Consider the following 18,300-nt stretch of genomic DNA (forward strand, 5'->3'; position numbering starts at 1 on the left):
CAGCGGCATGAAAAAGGGCGCCCTCACCGGCGCCCTTTTTTTGCCCGATGCAATCCCTGTAGCCGCTGCCGCAGGCTGCGATCGGCCGGAACGGCCGTAGTGATTTCATTGCCGCCGAAGTCCCTGCGGGACTTATCGCAGCCTTCGGCAGCGGCTACAGGGGCTGTGCCTGTTTGGCGTCTTTATCACCCGCATCAATCTTGCTATTCAGCGTTTATTCACCCGCCTAGACTCGGCGCATTCCCTATAAAGCAGGTAGGCCGCCATGTCCGAGACGTTGCTCAGTTCCCGCAATCTGGCTTTCGAGCTGTATGAAGTCCTCGATGCCGAGGGTCTGACCCAGCGCGAGCGATTCGCCGAGCACAACCGGGAAACCTTCGACGCCGCCCTCGGCACCGCGCGCAGCATCGCCGAGAAATTCTTTGCCCCGCACAACCGCAAGGGCGACGAAAACGAGCCGCGTTATGAAGACGGCAAGGCGATCCTGATTCCGGAAGTCAAACCCGCGGTCGATGCCTTTCTCGAAGCCGGCTTCCTCAACGCCGCGCGCAGCTTCGAGGCCGGCGGCATGCAGTTGCCGACGCTGTTGTCCCAGGCCTGCTTCGCGCACTTCCAGGCGGCCAACGCAGCCTCCACGTCCTACCCCTTCCTGACCATGGGCGCGGCCAACCTGATCGAAAGCTTCGGCACCGACGAGCAAAAGCAACGCTTCCTGCAGCCGATGATCGACGGGCGCTTCTTCGGCACCATGGCCCTGACCGAACCCCACGCCGGCTCGTCGCTGGCGGACATCCGCACCCGCGCCGAACCGGCGGCGGACGGCACCTACCGGCTCAAGGGCAACAAGATCTTCATCTCCGGCGGCGATCACCCGCTGTCGGAAAACATCGTGCACATGGTGCTGGCCAAGCTGCCGGACGCGCCGGCCGGGGTGAAAGGCATCTCGCTGTTCATCGTGCCCAAGTTCCTGGTCAATGACGACGGCAGCCTGGGCCCGCGCAACGACGTGCTGCTGGCCGGGCTGTTCCACAAGATGGGCTGGCGTGGCACCACCTCCACGGCGCTGAACTTCGGCGATAACGGGGAGTGTGTCGGCTATCTGGTGGGCAAGCCGCACCACGGCCTGAGCTACATGTTCCAGATGATGAACGAGGCGCGGATCGGCGTCGGCATGGGCGCGGTGATGCTCGGCTACGCCGGCTACCTGTACTCCCTGGAATACGCCCGCGAACGCCCGCAAGGTCGCCTACCGGACAGCAAGGACCCGACTACCGCGCCGGTGTCGATCGTCCAGCACGCCGACGTCAAGCGCATGCTGCTGACCCAGAAGGCCTATGTCGAAGGCGCTTTCGACCTCGGCCTGTACGCCGCGCGACTGTTCGACGACACCACCACCCTGCCCAGCGAAGACCAGCGCAAGCAGGCCCACGAACTGCTGGACCTGCTGACGCCCATCGTCAAATCCTGGCCCTCGGAGTTCTGCCTGAAGGCCAACGAACTGGCGATCCAGATCCTCGGTGGCCACGGCTACACCCGTGAATACCCGGTGGAACAGTACTACCGCGACAACCGCCTGAACCCGATCCATGAAGGCACCCACGGCATCCAGTCACTGGACCTCCTGGGGCGCAAGCTGGCGCAGAACGGCGGCGCGGGCCTGAAACAACTGATCCGCCTGATCGCCGACACCAGCGAGCGGGCCCAGGCCCACGACGCCCTGACGGCGCTGCGCCAACCGCTGGAAAAGCTGGTGGCGCGCCTGCAAAGCGTGACCCTGGGCCTGCTCAGCGACCTGGCCCAGGGCAAGGTCAACAGCAGCCTGGCCAACTCGGCGCTGTACCTGAAAGCCTTCGGTCATGCGGTGATCGGCTGGCGCTGGCTGGAACAGGCGATTCGCGCGCAGGAAGGCCTGGCCAGGGACAACCCGGCGGATGTGGGTTTCTACAAGGGCAAGCTGCAGGCGGCGCGTTACTTCCTGACCTGGGAGGTGCCGGCCTGTCATCACGAGCTGGCCTTGCTGGAGGCGCGGGACGATACCTGCCTGGGCATGCAGGACGAGTGGTTCTGAAGCGCTAAAAGCATCGCGAGCAATCGAGCGCCGCCCGGCTGCTCGCGAAAACAATCAGTCCGACACAACCGCAACGGCGTTGCAGGTTGTGGGTAGGCCCATCAGTTCTGGCTGATGGTCTTGGAGATCACTTCGACCGTGGCGCTGACTTGCTCTTGGTAACGGTCGAGCTCCTGCTGATGACGCTTTTGCATCTCGAGCTGCTGGGAGCACAGGTTCATCGCCGCCAGCACCAGCAAGCGGTCACCGATCAGCGTCGGGTATTTCTTCTTGGTCTCGGCCAGGGTGGCCTTCAACATCAACGCGGCGTCCAGCAGGGTCTGCTCTTCCCCGGCCGGCGCCTTGATCGAGTAGTCCTCGCCGAGAATCGAGACGACTTTTACCCCGTCGGCACCCTGCCTCATGCGCTGACAGGACCGGCGCTGACGCGCTCGACCAGGGCCTGGATGCGGGCCGCGGTGGCGCCTTGCTTCTCTTCCTGTTCCATCAGGCTCAGTTGCAGGCTTTCGTTCTCATCCTTGGCCTGGGCCAGTTCTGCCTTGAGGGTTTCGTTCGTGCCCGACAGTTCCTGGTTCTGTTGCACCAGGTCACTGACAAGCTGTTCCAATTGGCTTAGGGATGCTTCCAACATTTTGATTTTCCGAGCATTTTTCAAAGGGCGCGTACGATAAAGAAAAGTCACCCCGGATGCCAGATTTTCCCGGCGCAACGCCTTGATTTGCCTGGCGGGTGACCTTGCCTGCGAACTTTAAAGACTGTCATTCCCCCATCTGGTTCCTGACACTTCGTCGCCCATCAGATCTTTCTGAAACTCTCGCTCCTGCTTCAAGAATCCATTTTTCCGCGCGATAGGTCTGGGGAGCCCTATCAACCACCGCGGCATGGATTGCGCATTCTTGAGGTAGATCCCCATGTCTCTTCGCAACATGAACATTGCACCGAGGGCATTTCTCGGCTTTGCATTCATCGGCTGCCTGATGCTGTTCCTGGGCATCTTCGCCCTGAACCAGATGAGCAAGATTCGCGCGGCGACCGTCACCATTTCCACCGACAACATGCCCAGCATCCAGAGCATCGATGAGTTCACCCAGCAGATGCTGCGCCTGCAAGTGCTGTCCTATCGCCTGGTGATCAACCGCGGTCCCGAGGTGCAGGCCAAGACCCGCGAGTCGCTCGAACTCGGCAACCAGCAGATCGAAAAAATCCGCACCACCTATGAAAAGCTGGTCAGCAGCCCGGAAGAGAGCGAAGCCTACGACCACTACCTCAAGCTGCTGGCCGAATACCGCAAGCTCGAAGAGCGCATCAAAGAGCTGTCGCGCAACAACCAGCTGGGTGAGCTGCAAGAGATGCTGAACAACGAGTTGATGAAGAACTCGCAGCAGATCAACAAGGTTCTGAACCTGCTGGTACAGATCAACAGCCAACGCTCCAGGGACGCCAACGAGCAGGCCGCCGAGGAATATGCTTCGGCATTCAACCTGGTAGTCGCTCTGCTGATCCTGTCCACCACCCTGACCGTGGTGTTTGCCTGGTTGCTGACCCGCAGCATTACCCAACCCATCGCCAGCGCCTTGCATGCCGCGGAACACATCGCCGAAGGCGACCTCACCCAAAGCATCCGGGTCAACGGGCGCGACGAGCCCGGACGCCTGCTGCAGGCCATGGCGAGCATGCAGGAAAAACTGCGCCAGACCCTGTTGCATATTTCCGGCTCCGCCAGCCAGTTGGCTTCCGCCGCGGAAGAACTGAACAGCGTCACCGACGAAAGTGCCCGCGGCCTGACCCAGCAGAACAACGAAATCGAGCAGGCCGCCACCGCCGTGAACGAGATGACCTGCGCCGTCGAAGAAGTCGCGCGCAACGCCGTGAGCACCGCCGAGGCTTCGAACGACGCCACCCAGTCGGCCAGCGAAGGCCGCAACCTGGTGCGCGAGACCGTCAGCGCCATAGAGCTGATGAGCAGCGAAGTGCAGAGTTCGGCCAACAGGATCAGCGAACTGGCCGAGGAATCGCGCGACATCGGCAAGGTGCTGGACGTGATCCGCGGCCTGGCCGACCAGACCAACCTGCTGGCCTTGAACGCCGCGATAGAAGCCGCCCGGGCCGGCGATGCCGGACGCGGGTTCGCCGTGGTCGCCGATGAAGTGCGTGCCCTGGCCCACCGTACCCAGCAGTCCACCAGCGAAATCGAACGCATGATCGGCAGCATCCAGAGCGGCACCGAGCATGCCGTCGAGTCGATGCGCACCAGCACCGAGCGCGCCGACTCGACCCTGAGCATCGCCCGTGGCGCCGGCGGTGCCCTGGACACCATCAACACCGCGGTCAACGAAATCAACGAGCGCAACCTGGTCATCGCCAGCGCCGCCGAGGAGCAGGCCCTGGTGGCCCGCGAAGTGGACCGCAACCTGGTGAACATCCGCGACCTGTCGGTGCAATCGGCCACCGGCGCCAACCAGACCAGCGATGCCAGCCACGAGCTGTCACGCCTGGCCGTGGACCTGAACGGCATGGTGGCGCGATTCACCCTGTAATAAGCCGCCAATAGCGCTGATCGCCACCTGCGCCAGCCACTGCGGAACGCCATGAAGTCCGTCGGTGGCCGGCGCCAGGCGACGCTTTTCCGCCGCCTGTAAACAGGCGCAAAAGCTTTTTGACAGCATCGTATTTCAACAGGTTAGAATCGCTGGCACGCAGACTGCATGGTCAGTTTGTGCCCGCCTTTCTGCTTCTGGAGTACTGCCTTTGAATGCGACGACCATCAACAGCCTGTTCTTGATCGGCGCGTTGCTGGTAGGTGCGAGCATTCTGGTGAGTTCCCTTTCGTCCCGCCTCGGTATCCCGATCCTGGTGATCATCCTGGCCGTGGGCATGGCCGCCGGCGTCGACGGTGGCGGCATCATCTTCAACAACTATCCGACAGCTTACCTGGTGGGTAACCTCGCACTCGCGGTGATCCTCCTCGACGGCGGCCTGCGCACCCGGGTCTCGAGCTTTCGCGTGGCCTTGTGGCCCGCTTTGTCGCTGGCCACCGTCGGCGTGATGATCACCACCGGCCTGACCGGCATGGCGGCCGCCTGGCTGTTCGACCTGAACCTGATCCAGGGCCTGCTGATCGGCGCCATCGTCGGCTCCACCGACGCCGCGGCGGTGTTCTCGCTGCTGGGCGGCAAGGGCCTGAACGAACGGGTCACCGCCAGCCTGGAGATCGAGTCAGGCAGTAACGATCCGATGGCGGTGTTCCTCACCGTGACCCTGATCGACATGCTCGCCAGCGGCCAGACCGGCCTGCACTGGAGCCTGCTGGGGCATCTGCTGCGCGAGTTCGGCATCGGCGGCCTGATCGGCCTGAGCGGCGGCTGGCTGATGCTGCAACTGGTGAACCGCATCAACCTGGCCACCGGCCTGTACCCGATCCTGGTAATCGCCGGCGGCCTGGTGGTCTTCGCCCTGACCAACGCCCTGCACGGCAGCGGCTTCCTCGCGGTGTACCTGTGCGGCCTGGTGATCGGCAACCGCCCGGTGCGCAGCCGCCACGGCATCCTGCATATGCTCGACGGCATGGCCTGGCTGTCGCAGATCGGCATGTTCCTGGTGCTGGGCCTGCTGGTCACGCCCCACGACCTGCTGCCCATCGCCCTGCCGGCGCTGGGCCTGGCGCTGTGGATGATCCTGTTCGCCCGTCCGCTGTCGGTGATGGTCGGCCTTTTGCCGTTCAAGGCCTTCCACGGCCGTGAGAAAGCCTTTATTTCCTGGGTCGGCCTGCGCGGCGCGGTACCGATCATTCTCGCGGTGTTCCCGTTGATGGCCGGGCTGCCCGAGGCCCAGCTGTACTTCAACCTGGCCTTCTTTATCGTGCTGGTGTCCCTGTTGGTTCAAGGCACCAGCCTGCCGTGGGTCGCCAAGCTGCTGAAAGTCACGGTGCCACCGGAGTCGGCGCCGATCTCCCGCGCCGCCCTGGAGGTGCATGTCACCAGCGAATGGGAGCTGTTTGTCTACCGCCTCGGCGCGGAAAAATGGTGCATCGGCGCGGCGTTGCGCGAGCTGAAAATGCCCGAAGGCACCCGTATCGCCGCCCTGTTTCGTCACCAGCAACTGCTCCATCCGTCGGGTAGTACGGTGCTGGAAGCCGATGATTTGCTCTGCGTCATCGGCCATGAGCACAACCTGCCGGCCCTTGGAAAACTCTTCAGCCAGGCGCCGCAACGGGGCCTCGATCTGCGCTTCTTCGGCGACTTCGTTCTCGAAGGCGACGCCCAGCTGGGCGCGGTTTCGGCGCTGTACGGGCTCAAGCTCGAAGGGCTCGATCCGGACATGCCGCTGAGCCGCTTCATCACCCAGAAAGTGGGCGGCGCTCCAGTGGTCGGCGACCAGGTGGAATGGAACAACACCATCTGGACGGTTGCCGTGATGGAGGGGAACAAGATCAGCAAAGTGGGCGTCAGATTCCCCGAAGGAAGTCGCCCGGGCCCCGGACTCTTCCTCTAAACTGCCTAACTTCTCATCCAGCTTGACCGGTCTCTATGCCAACCCTGCGTACCCTTTTCGCCATTGCCCTGCTGGGCCTGAGCCTTTCTGTCGGTCCACTGCAAGCGGCCGAGCCGCCCAGTGCCGAGTCCGTCCAGCAGAGCCTGGATAAAATCGCCGAGCGCAAATTGCCGGAGGCCGATCAAAAGGCCCTGCAAGCGGTGCTGCAACAGACGCTGACCCAGCTGTCGAACAAGCAGGATTACGAACAGCGCCTGAACGACCTCAAGCAGCAGCTGAGCAATGCACCGCGCCAGACCAGCGAAAACCAGCGCGAGCTGACCCGCCTGAAAGCCACCAAGGTGGTGCCCGTGGCCCAGCGCTACGCCAACCTGCCGGTGTCGCAGCTCGAACAACTGCTGACCGAACGCACCACCCAGCAGGGCGACATGCAGAAAGCCCTGGCCGAGGCCAACAGCCTGGCCATTACCGCGCAGACCCGCCCCGAACGCGCCCAGGCCGAGATCAGCAGCAGCCAGACCCGCACCCAGCAGATCAATACGATCCTCAAGAACGGCAAGGACTCCGGCAAGCCGATCAACGCCGACCAGCGCAATCAGCTCAATGCCGAACTGGCGGCGATCAACGCGCTGATCCCGTTGCGCCGCCAGGAGCTGGCCGGCAACAGCCAGCTGCAGGACCTGGGCAACAGCCAGCATGACCTGCTGATGGAAAAGACCGCGCGCCTGGAGCAGGAAATCCAGGACCTGCAGACCCTGATCAACCAGAAGCGCCTGGCCCAGTCCCAGGAAACCGTCACCCAGCAATCGATCGAAGCGCAAAAGGCCGGCAGCAGCAGCCTCCTGGCCACCGAAAGCGCGGCCAACCTGAAGCTCTCCGACTATCTGCTCAAAAGCACCGACCGCCTCAATGAGCTGACCCAGCAGAACCTGCAGACCAAGCAGCAACTCGACAGCGTGACCCAGAGCGATGCCGCGCTGGACGAGCAGATCAGCGTGCTCAAGGGCAGCCTGCTGCTGTCGAAGATCCTCTATAAACAGAAGCAGGCGCTGCCGCACCTGCGGCTCGACCGCGACCTGGCGGACCAGATCGCCGACATCCGCCTGTATCAGTTCGAGGTCAACCAGCAACGCGAGCTGATCAGCAGCCCCAGCAGCTATGTCGACAACCTGCTGGCGACCCAGCCGTCCGAGCAAATCACCCCGCAGCTGCGCAAAACCCTGCTGGACCTGGCCATCACCCGTGCCGACCTGCTGGAACGCCTGAGCCGCGAGCTGAGCGCCCTGCTCAACGAATCCATCACCCTGCAGCTCAATCAGAAGCAGCTGCTGAGCACCTCGCAAAGCCTGCGCGCGACCCTCGACGAACAGATGTTCTGGATTCCCAGCAACAAGCCGCTGGACGGCGAATGGCTGCAAGCTGTGCCGCTGCGCCTGGAAAAACAGGTCACCACCCTGCCCTGGTCGTCCAGCCTGAGCGAGCTGGCCGACGGCCTGGCGCAACGGCCGCTGCTGTTCCTGCCATTGCTGCTCCTGATCGCGGCCCTGCTGTGGCGGCGCAAGAACCTGTACCAGCGCCTGACCAAGGTTCACAAGGACATCGGTCACTTCAAGCGCGACAGCCAATGGCACACGCCGCAGGCGATCCTGGTCAACATCCTGCTGGCGATGCCGGTCGCTCTCGGCCTGGCGCTGTGCGGCCTGGCCTTGCAGATCGACGCCCGCGGACAGAACGCCAACCTCGGCGCGGCGCTGTTGCAGATGGCCCAGGCCTGGCTGGTGTTCTATACCGCCTACCGGATCCTCGCCCCCGGCGGCGTGGCGGAACTGCACTTTCGCTGGGAAAAGCCCCAGGTCGAATTCCTCCAGGGCTGGATCCGCCGCCTCGGACTGGTGGTCATGGCCCTGGTGGCCGTGGTCGCTGTGGCCGAACATCAACCAGCGGCACTGGCCGATGACGTACTCGGCATCGCCGTGGTCCTGACCTGCTACGCCCTGATGGCCTGGCTGCTCAGCCGCCTGCTGCTGAGCAGCCCGACGCACCAGAACGCCTCGCTGTTCCGCAAGGCGGTGGCGGTGCTGTTCACCGCGCTGCCGATCGCCTTGTTCATCGCCGTGTGCTTCGGCTACTACTACACCGCGCTGAAGCTCAGCGACCGCCTGATCAATACCCTGTACCTGCTGATGTTCTGGCTGGTGATCGAAGCCACTTTTGTCCGTGGACTGGGCGTCGCCGCCCGGCGCCTGGCCTACCAGCGGGCCCTGGCCAAACGCCAGGCCGCCAAGGAAAGCGGCGACGGCGAAGCGGTGGTCGAAGAGCCGACCCTGGACATCGAGAAGGTCAACGAACAGTCCCTGCGCCTGATCCGCCTGGCCCTGCTCGGTGGTTTCATGGCCGGGCTGTACTGGGTCTGGTCGGACCTGATCAGCGTGTTCTCCTACCTGGACAACATCACCCTCTACGAATACACCAGCGGCACCGGCGCCAACATGAGCATGGTGCCCATCAGCATCGGCGACATGCTCGGCGCGCTGATCATCGTCGGCATCACCTTCGCCCTGGCGCGCAACCTGCCGGGGCTGCTGGAGGTGCTGGTGTTGTCCAGGCTGAACCTGGCCCAGGGCAGCGCCTACGCGACCACCACGCTGCTGTCCTATGTGATTGCCGGCGTCGGCTTCGTCTCGACCCTGTCGACCCTCGGCGTCAGCTGGGACAAGTTGCAGTGGCTGGTAGCTGCGCTGTCGGTGGGCCTGGGCTTCGGCATGCAGGCGATCTTCGCCAACTTCATCTCCGGCATCATCATCCTGTTCGAGCGGCCAGTGCGCATCGGCGACACCATCACCATCGGCAACCTGTCGGGCACGGTGAGCAAGATCCGCATCCGCGCCACCACCATCACCGACTTCGATCGCAAGGACATCATCGTCCCGAACCAGACCTTCATCACCGGGCAACTGATCAACTGGTCGCTGACCGACACCGTCACCCGGGTGACCCTCAAGCTCGGTGTCGACTACGGCTCGGACCTGGACCTGGTCAAGGAACTGCTGCTCAAGGCGGCCCGCGATAACCCGCGGGTACTGAAAGAACCCGAGCCCCATGTGTACTTCCTCAACTTCGGCGAAAGCACCCTGGACCACGAATTGCGCATGCACGTGCGCGAGCTGGGGGACCGCAACCCGGTGCTCGACGAGGTCAACCGCTTCATCAACCGCGAGTTCAAGAAGCAGCACATCAACATCTCGTTCCGCCAGATGGAGGTCTACCTGAAGAACCTCCATGGCCAGGAATACAAGATGGTGCCCATCGAGCCGGAGACCAAGACCATTGTCCCGCTGCCCGACGACAAACCGCTGCAGCAACCGCCTCCCAGCAGGCTCGACTAAGGGCGCTATCCCTAGCAGAATGCTCGGACATTCTGCTGGAGATGGCCGTTGAAAGCCCTCGACGAACTGACCTTCGACAATCGCTTCGCCCGCCTGGGCGATGCGTTCTCAACCCATGTGCTGCCCGAGCCGATCGACCGCCCACGCCTGGTGGTGGCCAGCCCGGCGGCCATGGCGCTGCTGGACCTGGACCCCGAGGCCGCGCAAAGCCCGGTGTTCGCCGAACTGTTTGGCGGGCACAAGCTGTGGGCCGAAGCCGAGCCCCGGGCGATGGTCTATTCCGGGCATCAGTTCGGCTCCTACAACCCTCAGTTGGGCGATGGTCGCGGCTTGCTGCTGGGCGAGGTGTACAACGCCGCCGGCGAGCACTGGGACCTGCACCTCAAGGGCGCCGGCCAGACCCCCTACTCGCGCATGGGCGATGGCCGCGCCGTACTGCGTTCGTCGATCCGCGAGTTCCTGGCTTCCGAGGCGCTGCACGCCCTGGGTATTCCGACCACCCGGGCGCTGTGTGTGATCGGCTCCGACACCCCGGTCTGGCGCGAGAAGCAGGAGCGCGCGGCGATGCTGCTGCGCATGTCGCCCAGCCATGTCCGCTTCGGCCACTTCGAATACTTCTATTACACAAAACGCCCCGAGCAGCAGAAACAGCTGGGCGAGCACGTGCTGGCCATGCACTTTCCCGCGTGCCTGGAGCAGCCCGAACCCTACCTGGCGATGTTCCGCGAAGTGGTCGAGCGCAATGCCGAACTGATCGCCAAGTGGCAGGCCTACGGTTTCTGCCACGGGGTGATGAACACCGACAACATGTCGATCCTCGGCGTGACCTTCGACTTCGGGCCGTTCGCCTTCCTCGACGATTTCGATGCGCATTTCATCTGCAACCATTCCGATGACCAGGGGCGCTACTCGTTCAGCAACCAGGTGCCGATCGGCCAGTGGAACCTCAGCGCCCTGGCCCAGGCGCTGACGCCCTTCATCAGTGTCGAGGCCCTGCGGGAAACCCTCGGCCTGTTCCTGCCGCTGTTCCAGGCCCATTACCTGGACCTGATGCGCCGCCGCCTCGGCCTGACCAGCGCCGAAGAGGAGGATCAGAAGCTGGTGGAACGGCTGCTGCAACTGATGCAGGGCAGCGGCGTGGACTACAGCCTGTTCTTCCGTCGCCTGGGGGATGAGCCGGCGGAACTGGCCGTGGCCCGGCTGCGCGACGACTTCGTCGACCGCCAGGGCTTCGATGCCTGGGCCGATCTGTACAAGGCCCGGGTCGCCCGTGATCTGGTCCAGGGTCAGGAGCTGCGCCGGGAACGCATGCATGCGGTCAACCCGCTGTACATCCTGCGCAATTACCTGGCACAGAAGGCCATCGACGCCGCCGAACAAGGGGATTACTCCGAGGTGCGCCGCCTGCACGCGGTACTGAGCAAGCCGTTCGAACAACAGGCCGGCATGGACAGCTACGCCGAACGACCGCCCGAATGGGGCAAGCACCTGGAAATCAGTTGCTCGTCCTGAGGGGTCAGATAAAGGTTTCCATCGAGACCTTGAAACGTTCGGCCAGCCAGCGGATCTGCCGCAGGTTGAGCTGACGCTTGCCGCTCAGGATCTCCGAGACTACCGACTGCGCGCCGACACCGGGCAGCTCGCTCTGGGTCAGGCCGTGTTCGCGCATCATGTAGCGCAACACATCTACTCCGCTGGCGACAGGCATCGGGCGATGTTCAAGATCGTAGGCTTCGATCCAGTCCCCGATGATGTCCACCAGGCTGTTGAGAGGATGGGCCTCGTCTTCCCCCGTCAGGTCCAGCAACTCGTCAAGGGCCTGAACCAGCCTGTCGTAATCCGCCTCGGTTTTCGGCTTGCGCAGCAATGGCGCAACGAACTGCCAGTGTTCGGCCACTTGCTCGATCAATGCACTCATCCTCGATCCTCCTTCCACTTACCCCGGTCATATTCACGGTGGTCCAACACATGGCGGATATAGAGCTTTTGCGTCGTGTAACGGACCAATGCAATCAGCCGTATCTTGTTGCCACCGATATCGAACACATGCAGCGGCCCGACCTTGTCCACCGCCGGAAACATCGCCTTCATCGCGGCAAAATCCGCAAGCCGATTGCGTTTAAGCGCGCGATACCAATCATCCAACGCCTTGGCCGAGTGTGGCCATTTTTCCTTGGCATCCCAAATTCGTTTAGCCGTGATTACACGCATGCAAAGTCCTTATCGCATACTGCTATGGCAGCCTAGAGGGTGGAGCAACTTATCGCAAGTTGCTATAAATGCTCTCGGACCAATGGCACGGAGCATCGTCTCTCTCCAGCCTAGAACCGAGCCGACGGTTGCCGCGCAAAGATGTATGAGCGCATGCAACAGCTTGATAAACCGGCCCACAGCCTCCAGATCGGAGCTATTGGCCACTTATCCCGGAGCCCCCTCATGTCCGATCCACTGCTGATCCCCTGCCCCCATTGCAATGGGTTGAACCGCATCCCCGCCGAGCGCGTGGGCGATCAGCCCAAATGCGGGCGCTGCAAAGGCCAGGTGTTGCTGAACCAGCCTTTCGAACTGAAACAAGGCGACTACGCCAGCCAGATCAAGGGCGACCTGCCGCTGCTGGTGGATGTCTGGGCGGATTGGTGCGGGCCGTGCAAATCCTTCGCACCGGTATTCGAGCAGGCGGCGGCGCAATTGGCAGGCAAGTGCCGGCTGGCCAAGCTCGACAGCCAGGCCAACCAGCAATTGTCGGCGCAGTTGGGAATTCGCTCGATTCCGAGCCTGATTCTGTTCAAGAACGGACGGGAAGTGGCACGCCAGAGTGGCGCCTTCCCGTTACCGCAGCTGATGAGCTGGCTGCGCAGCCAGGGCATCTGACCGCTATCGAAATCGCCTTGAACTATAGGAGCGAGGCTTGCCCGCGATAACGGTCTGACAGCCGACGACGATGTTGAATGTCAGGCACTCATCGCGGGCAAGCCCCGCTCCTACGGAAGAAGGTCAGGCGCTTTCCAGCAGGTTGTGCAGGTCGACGAACTGCTGGGTCAGCTTGTGCCGGGGGTCGAGGTGGATCAGCGGCAGGCTGGCCTGGTGGGATTCGCGCATGCGCACCGAACTGGCCAGGTACACCGGCAATACCGGCAGGCCCTCGGCGATCAGCTCATCAAGCATTTGCTGGGGCAGGCTGGCGCGGGCCTGGAACTGGTTGACCACGATACCCTCGACCTGCAAATCCTCGTTATGGTCGTCCTTGAGCTCTTCGATTTCCGCCAGCAGGCCGTACAGCGCCTGGCGGGAAAAGCTGTCGCAGTCGAAAGGAATCAATACGCGATCGGCAGCAATCAGCGCCGAAACTGCGTAGAAGTTCAAGGCCGGCGGGGTGTCCAGGTAGATCCGGTCGTAGTCCTCGGCCAACTCGTCCAGCAGTTTGCGCAGCTTGTTGATCTTGTGCTTCGCCTCAAGCTTGGGCTGCAGATCCGCCAACTCGGCGGTGGCCGTCACCACATGCAGGTTGTCGAACGGCGTTTCGTAGATATCGACCTGATTCTTCTTCGAGAACGGTCCGGAAGACAGGGTCTGCTTGAAGAAGTCGGCGATCCCCATGGGGATGTCGTCGCCGGTCAGGCCGGTGAGGTATTGAGTGGAGTTGGCCTGGGCATCCAGGTCCACCAGCAGCGTGCGATACCCCTCGCTGGCACTTACGGCCGCCAGATTGCAGGCAATGCTCGACTTGCCGACTCCCCCTTTCTGATTGAACACCACGCGCCGCATGTCAGAACCTCCCTGCATCAAAGATCACCGAGTGTAGTAGCCAGTACCGTCGCTTCGCTACCTCGCTGACGGCAGACCGCCAAACCAGTTCCAGTGGCCAGAATCAGCCTAGACTTTCTTGTAAAGCCCCCGCGCTCCCGACCTGTACCATTCGATAATGGCCAAATGACACTTTTCTGCTGTCGAGCGGGTCATTTTCACTGAGCGAAACATAACCAATGTTTGCTACCAGCCAGTCACACCGGGATAATGCGCGCCACTCGGCTGTAGCTCCGTGGCAGGTGAGTCGCGATCGAAACGCCTGACCACGTCAAGTAAGCCCGCAGGGGCGGGATGAATTTTCAAGTGATCAACTTCAACATCGCTCAATGGCGCGCGTGGGCCCCTGGGCTCGAAAGCGTGGACGATTGGCAGGCCTGGAGCCGACAACCGGTCGTGCTCCAGAGCAGTGATGCGGCCCCGGACGTGTCGTTTCTACCGGCCATGCAGCGCCGGCGCCTCAGCCGTCTGGCCCGCATGGCCTTCAGCGTGGGCTGGCCGCTGGCCGAAGGCCTGGAACAGCTACCGTTGGTCTTTATTTCCCGGCATGGCGAAACGCCGCGCACCTTCGACATCCTCAGCGACCTGGCGGCCGACCAGCCGTTGTCCCCGACCCAGTTCAGCCTCTCGGTGCACAACGCGGTGATCGGCCTGTGGTCGATCATGCGTGGCGAGACCAGCGAAATGACCGCCCTCGCCGCTGCCGGCGACGGCCTCGAACATGGCATGCTAGAGGCCGCGGCGCTGCTTGAGGAAGGCGCCCCGGCGGTGCTGCTGGTGGTCACCGAAGAGCAGCCGCCCGCCGCCTATGCCACCTGGATCGACGACGTGCCGTTCCCCTATGCGGTGGGCCTGTTGCTGACCCCCGGCAAAGAGTGGCAACTGACGCTCGATACCGCCACCGAGGAAGCGCCACGCGCCGAGTGGCCCCATGCCCTGAATCTCTTGCGTACCCTGCTCGGCGAGCAGACCTCCTGCCAACATGCCTGGAAGAACCGTGTATGGAACTGGCAACGCAACCTGTAAACACAAAACCCCGCGACGCCTACTACTGGCGCCTGGTCGCCACGGCAGCGAGCTTCGCCTTGTTCGGCCTGGGTGGCCTGTGCCTGCGCCTGGTGATTTTCCCGCTGCTCGCCTGCCTGCCCGGCGACGCCGAAGCGCATCGCCAGCGCGCACGTCGCACCATTGGCCGGCTGTTCTGGCTGTTCATTCGCTTCATGGCCCGCAGCGGCGTGCTGACCTATGAAGTCGAAGGCGCACAAAAGCTCGGCCGCCCCGGACAAATGATCATTGCCAACCACCCATCGCTGATCGACGTGGTCTTTCTCATCGGCCTGGTGCGCAACGCCAACTGCGTGGTCAAGCAGAGCCTGTGGCAGAACCCGTTCACTCGCGGCCCGATACGCGAAGCCGAATACATCAGCAACGACGGCAGCATGGACATGCTCGACGCCGCCGGCGAAGCCCTGCGCAACGGCCAGACCCTAGTGATCTTCCCCGAGGGCACCCGCACCCCACCGGGCCAGGCGCCGGCCTTTCATCGGGGGGGCGCGGCAATCGCCTTGCGGGGTGCGAGAATCATCACCCCGGTGGTCATCAAGGTCAGCCCGACCACCCTGACCAAGGCCGAACCCTGGTATCGCATCCCGATGCGCCGCGTGCACTTCAGTTTTCGCGTCGGAGCCGATATAGACCCGTATGCCTTTGCCGCCCAAGGCCCCGCACCGCAGGCCTCGCGCAAGCTCAACGATTATTTGCATCACTACTTCATTAAGGAGCTCGCCGAAGATGAGCGATCTGCACCAGGAAATTAAAATGCTGATCATCGATGCCCTGGGCCTCGAAGACATCAGCGTGCAAGACATCGGCAACGAGCAGACGCTCTTCGGTGAAGGCCTGGGCCTGGACTCGGTCGACGCCCTGGAGCTGGGCCTGGCGATCCAGAAACGCTACGGCATCAAGATCGACGCCGACGCCAAGGACACCCGCAATCACTTCACCAACGTGGCGAGCCTTGCGGCGTTCGTCACTGCAAAACAGGCAGCTTGAGACCGGACCATGCAAACTCGTGACGACATCTTCAACACCCTGCGTGATGCCCTGGTGGAACTCTTCGAACTGGAACCGGAACGCGTAAGCCTGGAATCCAATCTGTATCAGGACCTGGAAATCGACAGCATCGACGCCGTCGACCTGATCGATCACATCAAGCGCAAGACCGGCAAGAAAATCGCCGCCGAGGAATTCAAGTCGGTGCGTACCGTCAATGACGTGGTCGAGGCGGTATACCGTCTGGTCCAGCCGGCCGCATGAGCCGGCTGATCGGCCTTGGCCTGCTGCTGGCGGGCCTGTTGTATCCCTTTGCGGTGTATTTCGGCATGGAGCATTTCGCTCCCTGGCAGTTCGGCCTGTTGCTCGGCGGCCTGTGGCTGGCCCGGGCGCTGACCGGCGAACGGCGTCCCGGCAGCCTGTGGATGGCGGGCGTCGCCCTGGCCTTCTGCCTGCTGCTGGCGCTGTTCGATAACCCGTTGTTACTGCGCTGGTACCCGGTGCTGATCAGCGGCTTCATGCTCACGCTGTTCGGCCTGAGCCTGAAATACGGCCCGCCGGTGGCTGAACGCCTGGCTCGCCTCAGCGAGCCTGCTCTGCCGGAAAAGGCGATTCGCTATACCCGCCAGGTGACTGTCGCCTGGAGTGTGTTTTTCCTCTGTAACGGATTGCTCGCCGCGGCCCTGACCCTATGGGCGCCGCTGAGCTGGTGGACGTTGTACAACGGCCTGATCTCCTACGGGTTGATGGGTTTGCTGTTTGCCATTGAATGGCTGTTACGACAACGCGTACGAGGCCGCGCATGAATTGGATAAAACTTGAGCAGCTGCTGCTCAAGTCGCTGCCGGAACGGGCCGTCACGGTCGAACCGGCACTCGATCACAGCCACCTGCGGCACCAGGCCCTGAGCCTGGCCGCGGGCTTGCAGGCCAGGGGCGTACAGCGCCTGGCCCTGCACCTGGAAGATGCCGCCGAACTGGCCATCGCCCTGCTCGGCGCCTGGCGCGCCGGGGTCAGCGTACTGCTGCCCGCCGACCTGCAACCGCAGACCCGGCAACGCTGGTCGACCCAGGTCGATCTGTGGCTGACCGACCAGCCGGGCGATGCCCACTTGGCCGACTTCGACCAGCCACCATTGCCCGCCGCCGAACTCGATCTCGACGGCTGCCGCCTGAGCCTGTGCACCTCCGGCTCCAGCGGCGAACCCAAGCGCATCGACAAATCCCTGCGCCAGCTGGCCAACGAAGTCGAGGCCCTGGAGCAACTGTGGGGCGAGGGATTGGGCCAGGCCTGCATCATCGGCAGCGTCGCCACCCAACATATCTACGGCCTGCTGTTCCGTGTGCTCTGGCCGCTCTGCGCCGGGCGCACCTTCGTGCGTCGGCAACTGCCGTTCCCGGAAGACCTGCAGCGCGCCAGCCGCGAACACCTGGCCTTTGCCTGGGTCGCCAGCCCGGCCTTGCTCAAGCGCATGGGCGACAACCTCGACTGGCCGGCCCTGAGCCCGGTGCGCCGGGTGTTTTCCTCCGGCGGCGCACTGCCTGCCGACGCCGCGCAAGGCCTGCACCAGCGTCTTGGACAATGGCCAACGGAGATCCTCGGCAGCTCGGAAACCGGCGGCATCGCCTGGCGCCAGGGCGACAGCCTGTGGCAAGCCTTCGCCGGGGTCGAGCTGAGCCAGGACAGCGACGGCGCCTTGCTGATCGCTTCGCCCTACCTGCCGGCCGGGCATATCGAACACACCGCCGATGCCGCGCGCATCGCCGCCGATGGGCGTTTCGAGCTGCTCGGGCGCCTGGACCGGATCGTCAAGCTGGAAGAAAAGCGCATTTCCCTGCCGATGCTGGAACAGGCCCTGGCCGGGCATGCCTGGGTCGCCGAAGCGCGCCTTGGGGTGGTCCGGGAAAACCGCGCTTCCCTCGGCGCGCTGCTGGTCCTCAGCGAACAAGGCCTGCACGCCTTGCGCAATCAGGGTCGTCGGGCCCTCACGCAAGCGTTGCGCCAGCACCTGAGCCAGCATTGCGAGGCCCTGGCGCTACCGCGCCGCTGGCGCCTGCTGCGCCAGTTGCCCCTGAACAGCCAGGGCAAGCTACCCCAGGCCGATGTCGAAGCCCTGCTGCTGGCCCCGCGCCCACGGGCGCCGGAAGTGCTGGAACAGCTCGAGGCCGACGGCGAATGGAGCCTGCAACTGGCGATCCCACCGGACCTGGCCTACTTCAGTGGCCACTTCCCCCAGACCCCGGTGCTACCGGGCGTGGTCCAGGTGGACTGGGCATTGGCCCTGGGCCAGCAGTTGCTCGATCTGCCGGGGCGCTTTGCCGGCATGGAAGTACTGAAGTTCCAGCAACTGGTGCGCCCCGGCGACCAGGTGCAATTGCACCTGCGCTTCGATCATGAGCGCGGCAAACTCTACTTCGCCTATCGCAATGACAGCGCCGCCTGCTCCAGCGGCCGCATCCTGCTGGAGAACGCCTGTGGATAAGTTATTGACCCCAGGCA

At 63.3% G+C, this 18,300-nt stretch carries 17 protein-coding genes and 1 pseudogene; 13 read left to right on the plus strand and 5 right to left on the minus strand.

Annotated elements, in window-relative coordinates:
• Window positions 1–265: 265 nt before the first annotated feature.
• On the plus strand, window positions 266–2,068 hold the full coding sequence (locus AC07VU_RS08645) for an acyl-CoA dehydrogenase (protein ID WP_495029735.1): 1,803 nt from the start codon (window positions 266–268) through the stop codon (window positions 2,066–2,068).
• A gap of 101 nt (window positions 2,069–2,169) precedes the next feature.
• Here the strand turns inward: AC07VU_RS08645 and AC07VU_RS08650 are convergent, their stop codons facing one another.
• Both AC07VU_RS08650 and AC07VU_RS08655 read right to left on the minus strand, forming a co-directional pair.
• The gene (locus tag AC07VU_RS08650) at window positions 2,170–2,472 is read right to left on the minus strand and encodes a cell division protein ZapA (protein WP_009041856.1); all 303 of its coding nucleotides are present in this window, start codon (window positions 2,470–2,472) and stop codon (window positions 2,170–2,172) included.
• The gene (locus AC07VU_RS08655; protein ID WP_007926810.1) at window positions 2,469–2,699 is read right to left on the minus strand and encodes a hypothetical protein; all 231 of its coding nucleotides are present in this window, start codon (window positions 2,697–2,699) and stop codon (window positions 2,469–2,471) included. Before AC07VU_RS08655 ends, AC07VU_RS08650 begins: the two co-directional genes overlap by 4 nt.
• Before the next feature lie 295 nt (window positions 2,700–2,994).
• Here AC07VU_RS08655 and AC07VU_RS08660 point away from each other — a divergent pair.
• The 5 genes and pseudogenes from AC07VU_RS08660 to selO all read left to right on the plus strand — a co-directional run.
• Window positions 2,995–3,750, plus strand: a pseudogene (locus AC07VU_RS08660) (MCP four helix bundle domain-containing protein); the annotation flags it as partial.
• A complete protein-coding gene (locus AC07VU_RS08665; RefSeq protein WP_371925236.1) occupies window positions 3,742–4,605 on the plus strand; it encodes a methyl-accepting chemotaxis protein in 864 nt (287 codons plus the stop codon). The pseudogene AC07VU_RS08660 and the gene AC07VU_RS08665, both read left to right, overlap by 9 nt.
• Before the next feature lie 211 nt (window positions 4,606–4,816).
• Window positions 4,817–6,559 carry a potassium/proton antiporter gene (locus tag AC07VU_RS08670; protein WP_495029736.1) on the plus strand — a complete coding sequence of 581 codons (1,743 nt, stop codon included), beginning with the start codon at window positions 4,817–4,819 and terminating at the stop codon, window positions 6,557–6,559.
• Window positions 6,560–6,594: 35 nt separating this feature from the next.
• Entirely contained in the window at window positions 6,595–9,945 is a 3,351-nt protein-coding gene (gene mscK / locus AC07VU_RS08675; RefSeq protein ID WP_495029737.1) for a mechanosensitive channel MscK, read from the plus strand.
• 48 nt (window positions 9,946–9,993) lie between these two features.
• A complete protein-coding gene (gene selO, locus AC07VU_RS08680) occupies window positions 9,994–11,457 on the plus strand; it encodes a protein adenylyltransferase SelO (RefSeq protein ID WP_274305329.1) in 1,464 nt (487 codons plus the stop codon).
• 4 nt (window positions 11,458–11,461) lie between these two features.
• Here selO and AC07VU_RS08685 read toward each other — a convergent pair whose 3' ends face one another.
• Both AC07VU_RS08685 and AC07VU_RS08690 read right to left on the minus strand, forming a co-directional pair.
• Window positions 11,462–11,863, minus strand: a complete 402-nt coding sequence (locus AC07VU_RS08685) for a helix-turn-helix domain-containing protein (protein WP_274305328.1) — start codon at window positions 11,861–11,863, stop codon at window positions 11,462–11,464.
• Window positions 11,860–12,156, minus strand: a complete 297-nt coding sequence (locus AC07VU_RS08690) for a type II toxin-antitoxin system HigB family toxin (protein ID WP_023970158.1) — start codon at window positions 12,154–12,156, stop codon at window positions 11,860–11,862. The genes AC07VU_RS08685 and AC07VU_RS08690 overlap by 4 nt, the downstream gene beginning before the upstream one ends.
• A 225-nt stretch (window positions 12,157–12,381) precedes the next feature.
• On the opposite strand from AC07VU_RS08690, the gene trxC reads away from it, so the two are divergent.
• A complete protein-coding gene (gene trxC, locus AC07VU_RS08695; RefSeq protein ID WP_274305327.1) occupies window positions 12,382–12,816 on the plus strand; it encodes a thioredoxin TrxC in 435 nt (144 codons plus the stop codon).
• Window positions 12,817–12,939: 123 nt separating this feature from the next.
• Here trxC and AC07VU_RS08700 read toward each other — a convergent pair whose 3' ends face one another.
• Window positions 12,940–13,710 carry a ParA family protein gene (locus AC07VU_RS08700; protein ID WP_007926828.1) on the minus strand — a complete coding sequence of 257 codons (771 nt, stop codon included), beginning with the start codon at window positions 13,708–13,710 and terminating at the stop codon, window positions 12,940–12,942.
• Window positions 13,711–14,043: 333 nt separating this feature from the next.
• On the opposite strand from AC07VU_RS08700, the gene AC07VU_RS08705 reads away from it, so the two are divergent.
• From AC07VU_RS08705 to AC07VU_RS08730, 6 genes are read left to right on the plus strand one after another with little or no spacing between them, the layout of a single operon-like run.
• Window positions 14,044–14,775: a beta-ketoacyl synthase chain length factor gene (locus tag AC07VU_RS08705; RefSeq protein ID WP_274305326.1), complete on the plus strand. Its 732-nt coding sequence runs from the start codon at window positions 14,044–14,046 to the stop codon at window positions 14,773–14,775.
• Window positions 14,751–15,566 carry a lysophospholipid acyltransferase family protein gene (locus tag AC07VU_RS08710; RefSeq protein ID WP_101336638.1) on the plus strand — a complete coding sequence of 272 codons (816 nt, stop codon included), beginning with the start codon at window positions 14,751–14,753 and terminating at the stop codon, window positions 15,564–15,566. Before AC07VU_RS08705 ends, AC07VU_RS08710 begins: the two co-directional genes overlap by 25 nt.
• A complete protein-coding gene (locus tag AC07VU_RS08715) occupies window positions 15,541–15,801 on the plus strand; it encodes a phosphopantetheine-binding protein (protein ID WP_007926834.1) in 261 nt (86 codons plus the stop codon). Before AC07VU_RS08710 ends, AC07VU_RS08715 begins: the two co-directional genes overlap by 26 nt.
• Before the next feature lie 9 nt (window positions 15,802–15,810).
• Complete coding sequence (locus tag AC07VU_RS08720) at window positions 15,811–16,065, plus strand: acyl carrier protein (RefSeq protein ID WP_007926835.1); 255 nt, start codon at window positions 15,811–15,813, stop codon at window positions 16,063–16,065.
• The gene (locus AC07VU_RS08725; RefSeq protein WP_495029738.1) at window positions 16,062–16,607 is read left to right on the plus strand and encodes a COG4648 family protein; all 546 of its coding nucleotides are present in this window, start codon (window positions 16,062–16,064) and stop codon (window positions 16,605–16,607) included. Before AC07VU_RS08720 ends, AC07VU_RS08725 begins: the two co-directional genes overlap by 4 nt.
• The gene (locus AC07VU_RS08730) at window positions 16,604–18,283 is read left to right on the plus strand and encodes an ApeI family dehydratase (RefSeq protein ID WP_495029739.1); all 1,680 of its coding nucleotides are present in this window, start codon (window positions 16,604–16,606) and stop codon (window positions 18,281–18,283) included. The genes AC07VU_RS08725 and AC07VU_RS08730 overlap by 4 nt, the downstream gene beginning before the upstream one ends.
• Window positions 18,284–18,300: the final 17 nt, after the last annotated feature.

This window comes from Pseudomonas sp. GW821-FHT02B10 (genome assembly GCF_059421865.1).